General features: G+C 65.2%; 15 protein-coding genes. 13 read left to right on the forward strand and 2 right to left on the reverse strand.

Annotated elements, in window-relative coordinates:
- Position 1 precedes the first annotated feature (1 nt).
- Entirely contained in the window at positions 2–1018 is a 1017-nt protein-coding gene (gene rsgA / locus FVW59_RS18630) for a small ribosomal subunit biogenesis GTPase RsgA (protein ID WP_148065890.1), read from the reverse strand.
- A 90-nt stretch (positions 1019–1108) separates the two neighbouring features.
- Here rsgA and orn point away from each other — a divergent pair, with 90 nt between their 5' ends.
- Positions 1109–1657, forward strand: a complete 549-nt coding sequence (orn, locus tag FVW59_RS18635; protein WP_148065891.1) for an oligoribonuclease — start codon at positions 1109–1111, stop codon at positions 1655–1657.
- 62 nt (positions 1658–1719) lie between these two features.
- Positions 1720–2454: an FHA domain-containing protein gene (locus FVW59_RS18640; RefSeq protein WP_148065892.1), complete on the forward strand. Its 735-nt coding sequence runs from the start codon at positions 1720–1722 to the stop codon at positions 2452–2454.
- Here FVW59_RS18640 and queG read toward each other — a convergent pair.
- Positions 2451–3545, reverse strand: a complete 1095-nt coding sequence (queG, locus tag FVW59_RS18645) for a tRNA epoxyqueuosine(34) reductase QueG (RefSeq protein WP_148065893.1) — start codon at positions 3543–3545, stop codon at positions 2451–2453. The genes FVW59_RS18640 and queG overlap by 4 nt on opposite strands.
- Before the next feature lie 152 nt (positions 3546–3697).
- Here queG and FVW59_RS18650 point away from each other — a divergent pair, with 152 nt between their 5' ends.
- From FVW59_RS18650 to FVW59_RS18700, 11 genes are all read left to right on the forward strand, one after another.
- Positions 3698–5221 (forward strand): NAD(P)H-hydrate dehydratase, encoded by a 1524-nt coding sequence (locus tag FVW59_RS18650; RefSeq protein WP_148065894.1) that lies wholly within the window; start codon positions 3698–3700, stop codon positions 5219–5221.
- Complete coding sequence (tsaE, locus tag FVW59_RS18655; RefSeq protein WP_148065895.1) at positions 5218–5691, forward strand: tRNA (adenosine(37)-N6)-threonylcarbamoyltransferase complex ATPase subunit type 1 TsaE; 474 nt, start codon at positions 5218–5220, stop codon at positions 5689–5691. Before FVW59_RS18650 ends, tsaE begins: the two co-directional genes overlap by 4 nt.
- 29 nt (positions 5692–5720) lie before the next feature.
- Entirely contained in the window at positions 5721–7034 is a 1314-nt protein-coding gene (locus FVW59_RS18660) for an N-acetylmuramoyl-L-alanine amidase (RefSeq protein ID WP_148065896.1), read from the forward strand.
- Positions 7035–7037: 3 nt separating this feature from the next.
- Positions 7038–8885, forward strand: a complete 1848-nt coding sequence (gene mutL, locus FVW59_RS18665) for a DNA mismatch repair endonuclease MutL (protein WP_148065897.1) — start codon at positions 7038–7040, stop codon at positions 8883–8885.
- 49 nt (positions 8886–8934) lie between these two features.
- Positions 8935–9885 (forward strand): tRNA (adenosine(37)-N6)-dimethylallyltransferase MiaA, encoded by a 951-nt coding sequence (gene miaA, locus FVW59_RS18670; RefSeq protein WP_222711575.1) that lies wholly within the window; start codon positions 8935–8937, stop codon positions 9883–9885.
- Positions 9886–10056: 171 nt separating this feature from the next.
- Positions 10057–10305 (forward strand): RNA chaperone Hfq, encoded by a 249-nt coding sequence (gene hfq, locus FVW59_RS18675; RefSeq protein WP_116367153.1) that lies wholly within the window; start codon positions 10057–10059, stop codon positions 10303–10305.
- Between the two features lie 61 nt (positions 10306–10366).
- Positions 10367–11638 (forward strand): ribosome rescue GTPase HflX, encoded by a 1272-nt coding sequence (hflX, locus tag FVW59_RS18680; RefSeq protein WP_148065899.1) that lies wholly within the window; start codon positions 10367–10369, stop codon positions 11636–11638.
- Positions 11639–11719: 81 nt separating this feature from the next.
- Complete coding sequence (gene hflK / locus FVW59_RS18685; RefSeq protein ID WP_148065900.1) at positions 11720–12880, forward strand: FtsH protease activity modulator HflK; 1161 nt, start codon at positions 11720–11722, stop codon at positions 12878–12880.
- Between the two features lies 1 nt (position 12881).
- The gene (hflC, locus tag FVW59_RS18690; RefSeq protein ID WP_148065901.1) at positions 12882–13757 is read left to right on the forward strand and encodes a protease modulator HflC; all 876 of its coding nucleotides are present in this window, start codon (positions 12882–12884) and stop codon (positions 13755–13757) included.
- 118 nt (positions 13758–13875) lie between these two features.
- Positions 13876–14070, forward strand: a complete 195-nt coding sequence (locus tag FVW59_RS18695; RefSeq protein WP_148065902.1) for a DUF2065 domain-containing protein — start codon at positions 13876–13878, stop codon at positions 14068–14070.
- On the forward strand, positions 14067–15251 hold the full coding sequence (locus FVW59_RS18700) for an ATP phosphoribosyltransferase regulatory subunit (RefSeq protein ID WP_148065903.1): 1185 nt from the start codon (positions 14067–14069) through the stop codon (positions 15249–15251). The genes FVW59_RS18695 and FVW59_RS18700 overlap by 4 nt, the downstream gene beginning before the upstream one ends.
- Positions 15252–15255: the final 4 nt, after the last annotated feature.

Consider the following 15255-nt stretch of genomic DNA (forward strand, 5'->3'; position numbering starts at 1 on the left):
TCTACCTGTCCGCCTCCAGGCTGGCGATGATGCGGCGGTAGCTTTCGAGGCGGGCCGGACTGATTGCGCCGCTCTGCCCGGCGTCGAGGATGGCGCAGCCGGGCTCCTGCTGGTGCTGGCAGTCGCGGAAGCGGCAGTGACCGAGGTGGGGGCGAAACTCGCGAAAACCCTGCTCCACCTGGTCCCGGCTCATGTGCCACAGGCCGAATTCACGAATCCCCGGGGAGTCGATCAGGCTGCCGCCGCAGGGCAGGTGAAACAGCTGGGCGGTGGTGGTGGTGTGGGTACCTTTGTGGGTTAACTCCGAGAGGGCGCCAACCCGCAGGTCGAGCCCCGGCAGCAGGCTGTTCACCAGCGACGACTTGCCGACGCCGGATTGACCGACAAAAATACTGATGCGCTGGTTCAGCGCTGTCTCCAGTGCAACGCTGCCGCCGGCGCGGGCGCACACCCGCAGCAACTGGTAGCCGAGGTTGGCGTAGGGGGTGAGCAGGCTGTCCAGCTGGGCTGCCAGTGCGTCGTCGCCGTCCAGCAAATCCACTTTGTTCAGCACCAGCACCGGCTCGATGCCCACCGCTTCGCTGGCCACCAGGTAGCGGTCGATCAGGTTGGCGTGGGGCTCGGGCCGGGCGGCGATGACCACGAAAATACGGTCAATATTGGCGGCTACCGGCTTCAGCTGGCCGAAGTTGTCCGGTCGCAGCAGTGCGCTTTTACGGTCCAGCTGGGCAACAACGACACCGGTGGGGTCGCCCTCGCACCAGATGACCCGGTCGCCAGTGACCAGGCTGCCGAGATTGGCTCGCAGGTGGCAGCGGCGGCGTTCGCCGGCACCTGACTCCACTTCGACCTGGGTGCCGAAGTGGGCTACCACCAGGCCTTCCTGTTCAGCTCCCAGGCTGCCGCCCTGCAGGCTCTCCGAGGCAGTGTCTTCGCGCCGCTTGGCGCGCTCGGCGCGCTCCTGCTGAATTTTGTTGACCCGCCAGGCCTGGCGCCGGGTGAGTTTGCGTTTGCTCATTGCGGCATTATTGGCGTCCGGCAGGGGGCGGCGCAAATAGTATTCGCTCCGGGTTTTGTTAAACTGGCGCGAAAACAAAGGGAGTCAGGCATGCAGAATCCCTCCAACCTGATCTGGATCGACCTGGAAATGACCGGTCTCGACCCGGATCGAGATGCAGTGATTGAAATCGCCACCATAGTGACCGACAGCGACCTCAACACCCTGGCCGAAGGCCCGGTACTGGCGCTGAAACAGAGCGAAGAGCGCCTGGCGGCGATGGATGAATGGAATACCAGCCACCACAATGCCTCGGGCCTGGTGGCGCGTGTGCGCGCCAGCCACGTCGATGAAGAAGAGGCGAGCCGGCAGACCATCGAGTTCCTGCAACAGTGGGTGCCCGCGGGTGCTTCCCCCATGTGCGGCAACAGTATTTGCCAGGACCGGCGTTTTCTCGCGCGGCACATACCGCAACTGGAGCGCTATTTTCACTACCGCAATCTCGATGTCAGTACCCTGAAGATACTGGCCCAGCGCTGGCGCCCGGATCTGACGGGGGGGTTCCAGAAGAGCGGCGCCCATCTCGCCCTGGATGACATTCGCGAATCTATCGAGGAGCTGCGCTATTATCGCCAACACTTTCTGCGCACGGAGGCTTGAAGAACGTGGACTTATCGACAATGATTGGGCGTTGGTGGCCTCTGTCCACGGGATAAAGCGCCATGGCTAATGGCCTCAATTCATTTTTCAGGGAACTCAAGCGGCGCAAGGTACTACGTACCTGCGTTCTCTATGTGGTGCTGTGCTGGGGCGCCCTGCAGGTGGGGGATATCCTCTTCCCCGCCCTCGGCATCGACGATGAGTTAGCCTCGCGCTACCTGCTGGTTGGCGCGGTGCTCGGGTTTCCCCTGACCTTTGCCCTGGCCTGGTTTTTCCAGATCACGCCGCAGGGCATTGTAAAAACCCCGTCCTTTGTCGAGCGCCGGGTACTTTCCAACATCAAGCCCATCAATGATCGCCGCAGCAAGGCGGTTTCCACCTATTTTCGCCGTGGCGAGGATCACCCGGAATTTCACTGGGTGCTGTCCGCCGAGACCGGTCCGCTGGCGGGCCTGAGCTTCGGGGTAACGCGGCCGATCACCATGGGACGGGCGCTCGATTGCGATGTGGCGGTGGTCAGCCCCCATGTGTCGCGCACCCACGCCCGCCTCGACATCGAGTCCGACCTGCTGTTTATCGAGGACCTGGGCTCGTCCAACGGCACCGTGGTGAACGGCAAGGTGGTACAGGGGCGCCACCGCCTGCACAACGAGGACGAGGTGCGCTTCCACGACATTATCTTCCGTGTGGAAGAGCGGATCACCGGCAACAGGGCGGAGCACGATGCCCTGAGTATGACCACTTTTATCGACAGCACCCGCTCCGGCACCGAGGGTGGCAAGGGCCCGAATCGCTAGTCGGGGCCCGGTTCGTGTCGGGCGATAGCCCACTCCACATGTTCCCGCACCAGCGCCGATGGATGTCCGCGGCGCAACGCCAGCGCCGCCAGCAGGGCGGCACTGCTCGGCGCATTGCCCAGTGCCACCGCCAGGTTCCGCAGCCAGCGCTCGTGTCCGATGCGGCGCAGGGCTGAGCCTTCCGTGCGCGCCAGGTAGGTGTCTTCATCCCATAAGAACAGGTCGACCAGATCCGCGGCTTCCAGCCCGTGGCGCGGGCGAAAGTCATCCTCGCCGGTGGGCTGGGCGAATTTGTTCCAGGGGCAGACCAGCTGGCAGTCATCGCAGCCGAAGATGCGATTGCCCATCAGCGGTCGCAGTTCCTCGTCGATGGGGCCATCGTGCTCGATGGTGAGATAGGAAATGCAGCGCCGGGCATCAAGCTGGTAGGGGCCGACAAAGGCCTGGGTGGGGCAGATGTCCAGGCAGGCGGTGCAGCTGCCGCAGTGTTTGCTGGTGCGGGGCTCGCTGGTGGCCAGCGGCAGGTCGGTGTAGATCTCGCCGAGGAAAAACCAGGACCCCGCCCTGTCGTTGATCAGCATGGTGTTCTTGGCGATCCAGCCGAGACCGGCGCGCTCGGCGATGGCTCTCTCCAGCACCGGCGCGCTGTCGACAAAGGCCCGGTAGTGGCCGCCGCCGGCCTCGGCCTCGATACGTCTGGCCAGTTGGGCCAGGCGCTTGCGGATCAGCTTGTGGTAGTCCCGGCCGAGGGTGTAGCGGGAGATATAGGCCTTCCGTGGATTGTTCAATACCGCCAGCGGCTGGGTGTCGCCGAGGTGGTAGTCCATGCGCACGCTGATTACCCGGCAGGTATCGGGCACCAGTTGCTCGGGGCGACTGCGCTTGTCGCCGTGGCGCGCCATGTAGTCCATGCTGCCGTGATAGCCGGCGTCCAGCCATTTCTGCAGGTAGTCGCGGTGTTCGCCAAGGTCCACGTCGGTGATCCCCACCTGCTGGAAACCGAGCTCTTCCGCCCAGGCGCGGATAAGCCGCAGCAGGCTTTGCTGCTGGCTTGCTGTCAGGGGCGGTGTTTGCTGGCTGGGTTCACTCATCGGGCTGTGACGGACAGGGGCTGGCGCCTATACTGGCGGCTCGCGGGCCAAAGAGTCCCGATTCTAACAGACCGGGCGCGATGTCATGCGCCGGGGAGCCAGCAGCCCCGGCGAGATGTTTCGCGCAAAGGGCGATAGTGCGATAGAGAGCCATGTTCGACTACAGCACCCAGCAGGGACTTTACAGCGCAGCGCAGACCCGCGCGCTCGACCGCCACGCCATTGAGAAAGGCGGTATTGCCGGTGGCATCCTGATGGCCCGGGCCGCGGCCGCGGCCTGGGAACTGCTCCTGCAGCGCTGGCCTGAACCGCGCCGCATCCAGGTGGTTTGCGGCACTGGCAATAACGGCGGTGACGGCTACCTGTTGGCGGATATTGCCCACAAGCGCGGTTTTCCGGTGACTGTTTGGCAGGTGGGCGATGCCGGGCGTATCGCCGGCGACGCCCTGCGTGCCCGCGAACAGGCACTGGCCAACGGCGTGGTGGTGGCGCCCTTTGCCCGCGATTGCCTGGCCGCGGAGGGAGTCCTGGTGGATGCACTGCTCGGCACCGGCCTCGGCGGCGAAGTCCGGCCAGCCCAGTACGAGGCGATTGTGGCGATGAACGCGGCGGGCCTGCCACTACTGGCCCTGGATATTCCCTCTGGCCTCTGCGCTGACAGTGGCCGGGTGCTGGGGGCGGCGGTAAAGGCGGACGCCACCGCAACTTTTATTGTGGCCAAGCGCGGGCTGTACACCGGCGCCGGCCCCGCCTGCTGTGGCGATATCCATCTCGCAACTATCGGCGTGCCGCGAGCGAGTCTCGCGGCCAATCCGGCCGCGGTTCAGCGCCTGGATCTGTACAGCCTGTTGGCGCAGTGGCCCGCGCGCAAACCGGACGCCCATAAAGGCGACTGCGGCCGGGTGGTGGTCGTCGGTGGCGATGACGGTATGGGCGGCGCCATCTTGCTGGCAGCGGAAGCCGCATTGCGCTGCGGCGCCGGTCTGGTCAGCGCGGCGACGCGCGAGCGCCATGTATCCGCCCTGCTGGCGCGTTGTCCCGAAGCCATGGCGCGCGGCGTGCGCGGCGGGCAGGATCTGGCTCCCATGCTGGCAGCGGTTGATGCGATCGCCCTCGGACCGGGGCTGGGGCAGTCCAGCTGGTCTGAGCAGTTATTCCAGGCGGCCTGCGATCAGGCGGCCTGCGATCAGGCGGCCTGCGAAGCGCAGGACAAGACATTGGTAGTGGATGCCGATGGCCTCAATCTGTTGGCTGGCGGGGCCGGTGGCGTCCGCTTCCCGCGGCAGGACTGGGTGCTGACGCCGCATCCCGGCGAGGCGGCCCGGCTACTGGGCACGGACACCGCGGCGATCCAGGCGGATCGCTTTGCCGCCGTACAGGCCCTGCAGGCCCGCTACGGTGGTGTCGTGGTACTGAAAGGCAAGGGCAGCCTGATCTGTGATGGCCGCCACTTGCTGCTCAGCGATTACGGCAATCCCGGGATGGCCAGTGGTGGCATGGGCGATGTGCTGAGCGGGGTGATCGCCGCGCTGCTGGCCCAGGGGCTTGCGCCTCTGGATGCCGCGGCGCTGGGGGTGTGCCTGCACGGTGCTGCGGCGGATAGCGCCGCCGGTGCCGGCCAGCGCGGCCTGCTGGCCAGCGATCTGCTGGCGCCGATGCGGGAGTTGCTGGGATGAGCGATGCCACCTGGCAGGTAGAGGCCGGTGATGAAGCGGCGATGGTGAAGCTGGGAGCCGCGCTGGCGGGTGCCGTGCAGCCGGGCCTGGTGATCTATCTCGAGGGCGACCTCGGTATGGGGAAAACCACCTTCAGTCGCGGCCTGGTACAGGGCCTCGGTCATTCCGGTGCGGTGAAAAGCCCCACCTACACCCTGGTGGAGCCCTATCAGCTGGAGACCCTGGAGGTGTATCACTTTGATCTCTACCGCCTTGGTGATGCAGAAGAGCTGGAGTTCATGGGGGTGAGGGATTATTTCAATGGCGCTGCCCTGTGCCTGGTGGAGTGGCCCGCCCGGGGCCGCGGTGTTTTGCCCCCGGCCGACATTGGGATTACCATAAGCGCAGCGGGTTCGGGCCGCCGGCTGGAAGTGCGTGCCCACTCGGCATTGGGGAATGCCGTGCTGGGGCGCTGGCAACAGGCCGCCTGAGTCCAACAACGACAAAGTCTGGGAGTGATATGGGCAGGGCGTGCCGGATCTTCGCGATCCTGTGTTGGCTGGCGGCCACCTCGGCCTGGGCGGCGGAGGTGCAGGACGTGCGTCTGTGGCGCGCGCCGGATCACACCCGGGTGGTGTTTGACCTCTCTGGTCCGGCCGAGCACAAGCTCATCACCCTCGACAATCCCTCCCGTATCGTACTGGACATCAGCGACGTCCGTCTCAAGGCCAGCCTGTCCGGCCTGAAACTCGACGACACACCCATCGGCAAGATTCGCTCCGGCATCCGCGAGGGCAGCGATCTGCGGGTCGTGTTCGACATGAGCGCCGGGGTAAAACCCCGCAGTTTCGCCCTCAAGGCCAATGCGCAGGCCGGGGACCGCCTGGTACTCGATCTCTATGATTTGACCGCGGCCACAGTCAGCCAGCCTCCTCCGGTCACCAAAAAGGTGGATGCCGGCGGCCGCCGGGATCTGATTGTCGCTATCGACGCAGGTCACGGCGGGGAGGACCCGGGGGCGCTGGGGCCCAACCGCCTGCGCGAAAAAGACGTGGTGCTGGCGATCTCGAAGGAACTCTACGCTCTGTTCGAGCGCGAACCCGGCTTCAAGCCTACCCTGATCCGCGGCGGCGATTACTATGTCAGCCTCAAGGGGCGCCGCGACCTCGCCCGCCAGCGCCAGGCGGACCTGTTCGTCTCCATCCACGCCGACGCCTTCACCAGGCCGCAGGCCAACGGCGCCTCGGTCTACGCCCTCTCCACCAAGGGCGCCACCAGTACCGCGGCCCAGTACCTGGCCCAGCGTGAGAACGCCGCCGACCTGATCGGCGGGGTCAACCTGTCCGACAAGGACGATGTGTTGGCCGGGGTGCTGGCCGACCTGTCGATGACGTCTACCCTCGATACCAGCCTGAAGATGGGCGGTTCGGTGCTGGGGCGCATGGACAGCATCGCCCGCCTGCACAAGCGCAGCGTGGAGCAGGCCGGCTTTGCCGTGCTGAAATCCCCGGATATCCCTTCAATTCTCGTGGAGACTGGCTTTATCTCCAACCCCGCCGAGGCCCGGCGTCTCGCCACCCGCAGCTACCAGCAGCAGATGGCCCGGGCGATTCACGCCGGTATTCGCGACTGGTTCAGCCAGCACCCGCCGGCGGGCACCCTGCTGGCCTGGCAGAAACAGCAGGGCGGCCAGCAGTACACCATTGCCCGGGGTGATACACTGTCGGACATCGCCCAGCGTTTTAATGTGTCGATCACCGACCTGAAGAGCGCCAATGGCATGTCCGACACCCGTATCCTGGTCGGACAGACGCTGAAGATACCGACTAGCTGACCCATGTCCCGAATTCATCGCCTCAGTGCGAGGCTCGCCAACCAGATCGCCGCCGGTGAGGTGGTGGAGCGCCCAGCTTCCGTCGTCAAGGAGGTGCTGGAGAACGCCGTCGATGCCGGCGCCACCCGTATTGAAGTGGAGGTGGAGGAGGGCGGCGTCAAACTGATCCGCATCCGCGACAATGGCCAGGGTATGGAACCCGACGATCTGCCGCTGGCGCTGGCCCGCCACGCTACCAGCAAGATCAGTTCGCTGGAGGATCTGGAGCGGGTCGGCAGCCTCGGTTTTCGCGGCGAGGCCCTGGCCAGTATCGGTTCGGTGTCGCGCCTGACCCTCACCTCCAACCATCGGGATGATTCCAGCGAGGGCAGCAGCGCCCTGTGTGAGGGCCGCGACATGGAGGTGGCGTTGAAACCCGCCCCGCACCCGCGCGGCACTACCGTGGAAGTGCGTGACCTGTTTTTCAATACGCCCGCCCGGCGCAAATTCCTGCGCACCGAGAAAACCGAATTCAATCACCTGGAAGAGGTGGTCAAGCGGCTGGCCCTGTCGCGCTTCGATGTCGGCTTCAGCCTGCGCCACAACGGCCGCGGTATCCACAGCCTGCGCCCGGCGGATTCCACCGCCGAGCGCCAGCGCCGGGTGGCCTCCATCTGTGGCCCCGCGTTTATGGAGCAGGCTGTCTATGTGGAGCATGAACGCAATGGCCTGCGCCTGTGGGGCTGGGTGGGCCTGCCGACCTTCTCCCGCAGCCAGGCGGATCTGCAGTACTTCTTCGTCAACGGGCGGGTGATTCGCGACAAACTGGTGGCCCACGCCGTCAAGCAGGCCTACCGCGATGTGCTCTACCACGGGCGCCATCCGGCCTTCGTGCTCTACCTGGAGCTGGATCCGGCGCTGGTGGATGTCAACGTCCACCCCACCAAGCACGAAGTGCGCTTTCGCGACGGCCGCGAGGTGCACAATTTCATCTTCTCCAGCCTGCACAAGGCGCTGGCGGATGTGCGCCCGGGGCAAGGAGGCAGCGATCCGGTATCGGCGCTGGGTGCCGGCGAAACCGTGGATCTGCAGACCGGCGAGATTCGCGCCCAGAGTGCGCTGGCCTGGGGCGCCCCGGCGCCGGCGTTTCTGGGGGAGGGCCGGGCTATGCCGCCCGGCGGTTACAGCAGCCCGACCACCTCGCCGGCGCGCACTGCCGGGCAGATGCGGGCCTACGGCCAGTTGCATCCCGCCCATGAATCGCTGGCCGAAACGGAAGCAGAGGATGTGCCGCCGCTGGGCTACGCCCTGGCCCAGCTCAAGGGCATCTACATTCTGTCGGAGAATGCCCATGGGCTGGTGCTGGTGGACATGCACGCCGCCCACGAGCGCATTACCTACGAGCGCCTGAAGCAGGCCCGGGGCGCCGAGGGTATTCGCAGCCAGCCCCTGCTGGTGCCCCAGGCGGTGGCGGTGAGCAGTCGCGAAGTGGCACTGGCCCTGGAGTACGGCGAACTGTTCCAGCGCCTGGGCATGCAGGTGGACAGCGCCGGCGAAGAGAGCCTGTTGATCCGCCAGATTCCGGTTGCCCTGCGCGATTCCAATGTGGAGCAATTGCTGCGCGATGTGCTGTCGGATCTGGCCGAGTACGGCAGTTCTGATCGTATCGAAGCCCACATGGACGAAATCCTCTCCACCATGGCCTGCCACGGTTCGGTGCGTGCCAACCGCCGCCTGAGCGTGCCTGAAATGAATGCCCTGCTGCGCGATATGGAAGAAACCGAGCGCGCCGGGCAGTGCAACCACGGCCGTCCCACCTGGACCCAGCTCGGCCTCGACGAGCTGGATCGCCTGTTCCTGCGCGGCCGGTGAATCGGTGAGCGCTCCCGTGCAAGAGCCGCGCCCCCTGCTGATCTGCCTGATGGGGCCGACCGCCTCGGGCAAGACCGACCTCGCCATCGATCTGGCGCGGGTGCTGGATTGCGAGCTGGTCAGTGTCGACTCCGCCCTGGTTTACCGCGGCCTCGATATCGGCAGCGCCAAGCCCGACTACCCCCATCACCTGGTGGATATCCGCGACCCGGACCAGCCCTATTCGGCGGCGGACTTCGCGGCGGATGCCGGGCGGGTGGTAAAGGACATTGTCGAGCGCGGAAAAACACCGTTGCTGGTGGGTGGCACCATGCTCTATTTTCGCGCCTTCCTGGAGGGGCTGGCGGCGATGCCGGCCGCCGATGCGGCCACTCGCGCCGCTATCGAGGCGCAGGCCGCCGAACAGGGCTGGCCCGCTGTGCACCGGGAACTGGCGGCGGTGGACCCGGAGGCTGCCGCGCGCATTCATCCCAATCATTCCCAGCGTCTGTGCCGGGCACTGGAAGTCTACCGCGCCAGCGGTGTGCCCATCAGCGAGTGGCAGCGGCGCCAGGCCGATGGCGGTGCTGCGCAGCGCTATCGCCTGTGCCAGCTCGCCATCTGCCCGCGCGAGCGGGCGGTACTGCACCGGCGTATTGCGCTGCGTTTTGAACAGATGATGGCCGCCGGGTTTCTCGAGGAAGTGCGCGCCCTCCACCGGCGGCCGGCGCTGCACCCGGAACTGCCGGCCATCCGCGCCGTGGGTTATCGCCAGCTCTGGCATTACCTGGATGGCGACTGCAGCCTGGACGAGGCGCTGGAGCGGGGCATCGCCGCCACCCGGCAACTGGCCAAGCGCCAGCTCACCTGGCTGCGCAAGTGGCCGGGGCTCAACTGGCTGGAAACGGATGCCGCCGGGAACGTTCTGCCACCGCCGCGGTCACACTCTGCGGTGGAACAGTGTGTAGAAGATTTGTTACAGCGGGCCTTGAATTTTATTGGCACGGCTCCACATCAGTGACGCTGGACTGATCTATACTGTTCCACAAGGCGTCCGCCTCCCGTTTTGGGCAGCGCGCGCCGCTGGAAGGCCCGATGTCATCCCCGGTGGGGGGCCACTGACACCACCGGATTGAACAAGAGGCCGTTGTTCATTTTTGGGCTCGAGTTGAGCCATCTTAGGAGAAGAGTTATGTCAAAAGGGCACACTCTACAAGACCCTTACCTGAATATTCTGCGTAAGGAACGCGTCCCGGTTTCGATCTACCTGGTCAACGGCATCAAGCTGCAGGGCCAGATCGAATCTTTCGACCAGTTTGTGGTTCTGCTCAAGAACACCGTCAGCCAGATGGTGTACAAGCACGCCATTTCCACGGTTGTCCCTTCCCGCGTGGTGCGTCTGCCGATGCAGAACCCACCAGAGGAAGAGGGTGGTAACTGATCATCTTCACTCGCGGGTGGCAGTGCCACCCGCTCCCCTGAAGTGACCAGCCGAGGTCCCATTGTTCTTTGATCGACCCGAATCGGGAGAGCGGGCTGTGCTCGTTCACCTGAACCTCTCCAGCGAAGCCGAGCGGGAGGACCCTCGCGAGTTCGAGGAACTGGTGCTGTCCGCCGGAGGTGATCCGGCGGCTTTTGTCATGGGTGCGCGCGATGCGCCGCACGCACGCACCTTCGTGGGCAAGGGAAAACTGGCGGAAATTGCCACCGAGGTGGCCGCCTGTGAGGCCGAGGTGGTGATGTTCAATCACGCCCTGAGTCCCAGCCAGGAGCGCAACCTCGAGCGCGAACTCAAATGCCGGGTGCTCGATCGCACCGGGCTGATTCTCGACATCTTCGCCCAGCGGGCCCGCACCCACGAGGGCAAGTTGCAGGTGGAGCTCGCCCAGCTGCGGCACATGAGTACCCGCCTGGTGCGGGGCTGGACCCACCTGGAGCGGCAGAAGGGCGGTATCGGCCTGCGCGGCCCGGGTGAAACCCAGCTCGAGACCGACCGCCGTCTGCTGCGCGCACGCATCAAGTCCATCACCGCCCGCCTGGAAAAAGTGCAGCGCCAGCGCGACCAGGGGCGCCGTTCCCGGCGCCGGGCAGAGATCCCCACGGTGTCGCTGGTGGGCTACACCAACGCCGGCAAGTCCACCCTGTTCAATCGCCTGACCGAGTCCGAGGTCTACGCCGCCGACCAGCTCTTCGCCACGCTCGACCCGACCCTGCGCCGATTGCAACTGGAGAACGTCGGGCCTGTAGTGCTGGCAGATACGGTGGGTTTTATCTCCCACCTGCCCCACAACCTGGTGGAGGCATTCAAGGCCACGCTGGAAGAGACCCGCAGCGCCGACCTGCTGCTGCATGTGATCGACGCCGCGTCGGAAGAGCGCGAGGACAATATTCACCAGGTGCTGGAAGTGCTGGACGAAATTGACGCCGGCGATATTCCGCGCCTGCAGGTATTCAACAAACTTGATCTGCTGGAACAGCCTCCGCGTATCGATCGTGACGAGACCGGCCGTCCGGAGCGTGTCTGGCTGAGCGCCGTTACCGGTGCCGGTTGCGACCTGCTGCTGCAGGCGGTGGCGGAGCTGGTAGGCCAGGACATGGTGCAGGAAGCGCTGGATTTGTCGCCGGACCAGGGTGGCCTGCGTGCCGCCCTGTACCGCATGGGTGCGGTGCAGTCGGAAGATTACGGTGAGGACGGGGTAGCACACCTGCAGGTGCGCCTGCCCCGGGCGGACTGGAACCGGCTGATGAAGAAGGGGCCGGAGCCGCTGTTTTGAGCTGTATACAATGGCGGCGGGCCACTGCCTGTCCCCGCGAATGATGTTAGACTGCGAGCACTTTCACACTAGGAGACAGGTATGTCCTGGAACGAGCCGGGCGGTGGCAACAACAAGCCCAGGGACCCCTGGGGAGGGGGCGATCAGGGGCCTCCCGATCTGGACGAGGCGCTGAAGAAGCTGCAGGACAAGCTGGGCGGCATCTTTGGTGGTCGCCGCGGCGGCAATACCGGTGGCGGTTCAGGTGGCGGCCTGTCCGGCTCCCTGCTGCTGGTGCTGGCGGCCGGCGCGCTGCTGGTGTGGGCCCTGATGGGCTTTTACCAGGTGGACGAGCAGGAGCGCGCCGTGGTGCTGCGCTTCGGGAAATACCATGTCACGGCACAGCCCGGTTTGCGCTGGAATCCGCCGCTGATCGACGAAGTCGTCAGGGTCAATACCACCAAGGTTCGCTCTGTGAGCTTCCGCGAAATCATGCTGACCAAGGACGAGAACATCGTCGAATTGCAAATGTCGGTGCAGTATGTGATCGACGACCCCAACAAATTTGTACTTAAGGTCCGGGCGCCGGAGAATTCCCTGCAGCACGCCGCCCAGAGCGCGGTGCGCCACGTGGTGGGTGATACCCAGATGGATCTGGTGCTTACCGAGGGCCGGGCCAAGGTTGCCATCGATGTGCGCGATCGCCTGCAGAGCTACCTGGATCTCTACGAGACCGGCATTCGCCTGTCCAAGGTCAACGTGGACGAATCCAAGCCGCCGAGCCAGGTGCAGGCGGCCTTTGACGACGTGATCAAGGCTCGCGAGGACGAGGAGCGCCTGAAGAACGAGGCCCAGGCCTACGCCAACGGCATCGTGCCGGAGGCGCGCGGTCGCGCCCAGCGCCAGATCGAGGAAGCCAGCGCCTACAAGGAGCAGGTAATTGCCAATGCCGAAGGTGAAGCCCAGCGCTTCAGCAAGCTGCTGACCGAGTACAAGAAAGCGCCACAGGTCACGCGCGAGCGCCTTTACCTGGATGCAGTACAGGGTGTCTACGCCAATTCCAGCAAGGTGATGGTGGACGTGGAGGGCGGCAATAACGTCATGTACCTGCCCCTCGACAAAATGACGGAGAAATCCGCCGCGAGCGGCGCCGCGCGCCGCCTGCAGGTAGACAGCAATACGATGCGCGAGCTGGTCAATGCCGTGGCTGAACAGATGGCCCGGGACGAGGCCAGTACCGCCAGCCGTCGGGGAGGACGCTGATATGTCTGGACGCAATATGACCTTGATCCTGCTGGCCGTGATCGTGCTGTTCGTGGTCAGTAACGCGGTGTTCGTGATTCGCGAGACCGAGCGCGCGGTAATGCTGCAGTTCGGCGAGGTGGTCAACCCGGACATCCAGCCCGGCCTGCACTGGAAGATTCCCTTCGTCAACAATGTACGCAAGTTCGACGGTCGGGTACTGACGGTGGACTCCCAGCCGGAGCGTTTCTTCACCCAGGAGAAGAAAGCGCTGATCGTGGATTCCTACGCCAAATTCCGGGTGGCGGATACCGCCAAGTTCTACACCGCCACCAACGGCGAGGAGGCGCGGGCGATGAGCCTGCTGTCCCAGCGCATCAACGACGGCCTGCGCAACCAGGTGGCCGTGCGCACCATCCAGGAAGTGGTGTCCGGCGAGCGCGACCAGCTGATGGACAACATCACCGACAAGCTCAACGAGGTCGCCCTGACCGAGCTGGGCGTGGAGATCGTCGACGTGCGGGTCAAGCAGATCGACCTGCCGCCGGATGTGTCGGAGTCGGTGTACCGGCGGATGAACGCCGAGCGTGAGAAGGAAGCACGCGAGCACCGCTCCCTGGGCCAGGAGCTGGCCGAGGGTATCCGCGCCGCCGCCGACCGCGAGGTGACGGTGCTGGAGGCCAATGCCTACCGCGATGCCGAGCTGATCCGCGGTGAGGGCGACGCCCTGGCCACTGCGATCTACGCCGAGGCCTTTAACGAGGACCCGGAGTTCTACGCCTTCACCCGCAGCCTGCGGGCCTACGGAGAAGCCTTCCAGGGCGGCGGCGATATGCTGCTTTTGCAGCCTGACAGTGAGTTCTTCCGTTACCTGAAAGATCCGATGGGCGGGAAGTAAATCCCAAATAATCACGGGTGCCCCTGCCGGCGCCTGTGATACCATCTCGCAACCGTGAGTTCTGGTGATTCTTCCAATCCCCGGACCTCGCGGTTTTTTTATGACCAGGACACCCCCCATGGATTTCTGGCAAGTATTTCCGGTCGCCCTGGCGCTGGTGCTGATCATCGAAGGGTTATTGCCCTTCCTGAGCCCGGCCAGCTGGCGTGAGATGCTGGCGGCGGTGGGACGCCTGGAAGACCGTACAATTCGCAAGATCGGCCTCGGCAGTATGCTGGCGGGGCTGCTGTTACTGTATTGGGTGAACGGATGACAAGCGTGGATCGCTGGCAATTGCCCGACGGCGTGGAGGAGGTGCTGCCGCAACAGGCCGCCGCCGCCGAGCGCCTGCGCCGCCAGTTGCTGGACCTCTTCCGCAGCTGGGGCTACCAGCTGGTGATACCGCCACTGGTGGAATTTACCGAATCCCTGCTGATCGGCCTCGGCGCCGATCTGGACCTGCTCACCTTCAAGATGACCGACCAGCTCAGCGGTCGCACCCTCGGGGTGCGCGCCGACATGACACCCCAGGTGGCCCGTATCGACGCCCACAGCCTGGCCCAGAGCGGGGTAACGCGCCTGTGCTACGCCGGTTCCACCCTGCACACCCGCGCCCGCACCCCGACCGGTTCGCGCTCGCCTATCCAGCTGGGCGCAGAGCTCTACGGCGATGACAGCCTGGCCGCGGATGTGGAGATCATTCGCCTGATGCTGGCGACCCTGGCCTCGGCGGGGCTTTCCGAGATTACCCTCGACCTCGGCCACGTCGGTGTCTACGGCGCGGTGCTGGAAGCTGCCGGGCTGGAACCTGAGCAGGAAGAGGCGGTGTTCGACGCCCTGCAGCGCAAGTCGCTGCCGGATCTGGAACTGGCGCTGGTGGATGCCGATGCCGACACCCGCGAACTGATCGTCAGCCTGGTGGAACTGCACGGCGACGACTCGGTCCTGGCCCGTGCCAGGGAGCTGTTCAGCGCGCGTGCGCCGCAGGCCCTGGCCGCCATCGATGCCCTGCAGGATGTGGCCACCGATATCTGTCGCAACCGTCCCGATGTCGCTATCTATTTCGACCTGGCGGAACTGCGCGGTTACCACTACCACACCGGCATGGTGTTCGCCGCCTATGTGCCCGGCCACGGCCAGGCGCTGGCCAACGGCGGGCGCTACAATGATGTAGGCAAGGTGTTCGGGCGCGCCCGCCCGGCCACCGGTTTTGCCACCGATTTGAAGGCGCTGATGGCGCTGTTGCCCGCCGAGGAGACCGGGCGGGGCGCCATCAGTATGCCTGACAGTGACGACCCGGCCCTGCTGGACCGGGTGGCGGCTCTGCGCAGCGCGGGCGAGGTGGTGATCAACTGCCTCGCCGGCGTGCCCGACCCCCGCTGCGACCGCGAACTGGCGGAGCGCGACGGGCAGTGGCAGGTGCAGGCTCTGAATACCGACCAAGCAGCGAGTTAATACC

It is taken from the genome of Parahaliea aestuarii (assembly GCF_008064635.1).
GTDB classification, from domain to species: Bacteria; Pseudomonadota; Gammaproteobacteria; order Pseudomonadales; family Halieaceae; genus Parahaliea; species Parahaliea aestuarii.

What these genes read in the sequence shown, in the direction of transcription:
- queG (WP_148065893.1), bottom strand. Translation starts at nt 3,545, where the DNA reads ATGAGTGAACCCAGCCAGCAAACACCGCCCCTGACAGCAAGCCAGCAG.
- tsaE (WP_148065895.1), top strand. Translation starts at nt 5,218, where the DNA reads ATGAGCGATGCCACCTGGCAGGTAGAGGCCGGTGATGAAGCGGCGATG.
- hflC (WP_148065901.1), top strand. Translation starts at nt 12,882, where the DNA reads ATGTCTGGACGCAATATGACCTTGATCCTGCTGGCCGTGATCGTGCTG.
- FVW59_RS18640 (WP_148065892.1), top strand. Translation starts at nt 1,720, where the DNA reads ATGGCTAATGGCCTCAATTCATTTTTCAGGGAACTCAAGCGGCGCAAG.
- FVW59_RS18650 (WP_148065894.1), top strand. Translation starts at nt 3,698, where the DNA reads ATGTTCGACTACAGCACCCAGCAGGGACTTTACAGCGCAGCGCAGACC.
- FVW59_RS18695 (WP_148065902.1), top strand. Translation starts at nt 13,876, where the DNA reads ATGGATTTCTGGCAAGTATTTCCGGTCGCCCTGGCGCTGGTGCTGATC.
- hflK (WP_148065900.1), top strand. Translation starts at nt 11,720, where the DNA reads ATGTCCTGGAACGAGCCGGGCGGTGGCAACAACAAGCCCAGGGACCCC.
- FVW59_RS18660 (WP_148065896.1), top strand. Translation starts at nt 5,721, where the DNA reads ATGGGCAGGGCGTGCCGGATCTTCGCGATCCTGTGTTGGCTGGCGGCC.
- miaA (WP_222711575.1), top strand. Translation starts at nt 8,935, where the DNA reads ATGGGGCCGACCGCCTCGGGCAAGACCGACCTCGCCATCGATCTGGCG.
- mutL (WP_148065897.1), top strand. Translation starts at nt 7,038, where the DNA reads ATGTCCCGAATTCATCGCCTCAGTGCGAGGCTCGCCAACCAGATCGCC.
- FVW59_RS18700 (WP_148065903.1), top strand. Translation starts at nt 14,067, where the DNA reads ATGACAAGCGTGGATCGCTGGCAATTGCCCGACGGCGTGGAGGAGGTG.
- orn (WP_148065891.1), top strand. Translation starts at nt 1,109, where the DNA reads ATGCAGAATCCCTCCAACCTGATCTGGATCGACCTGGAAATGACCGGT.
- rsgA (WP_148065890.1), bottom strand. Translation starts at nt 1,018, where the DNA reads ATGAGCAAACGCAAACTCACCCGGCGCCAGGCCTGGCGGGTCAACAAA.
- hfq (WP_116367153.1), top strand. Translation starts at nt 10,057, where the DNA reads ATGTCAAAAGGGCACACTCTACAAGACCCTTACCTGAATATTCTGCGT.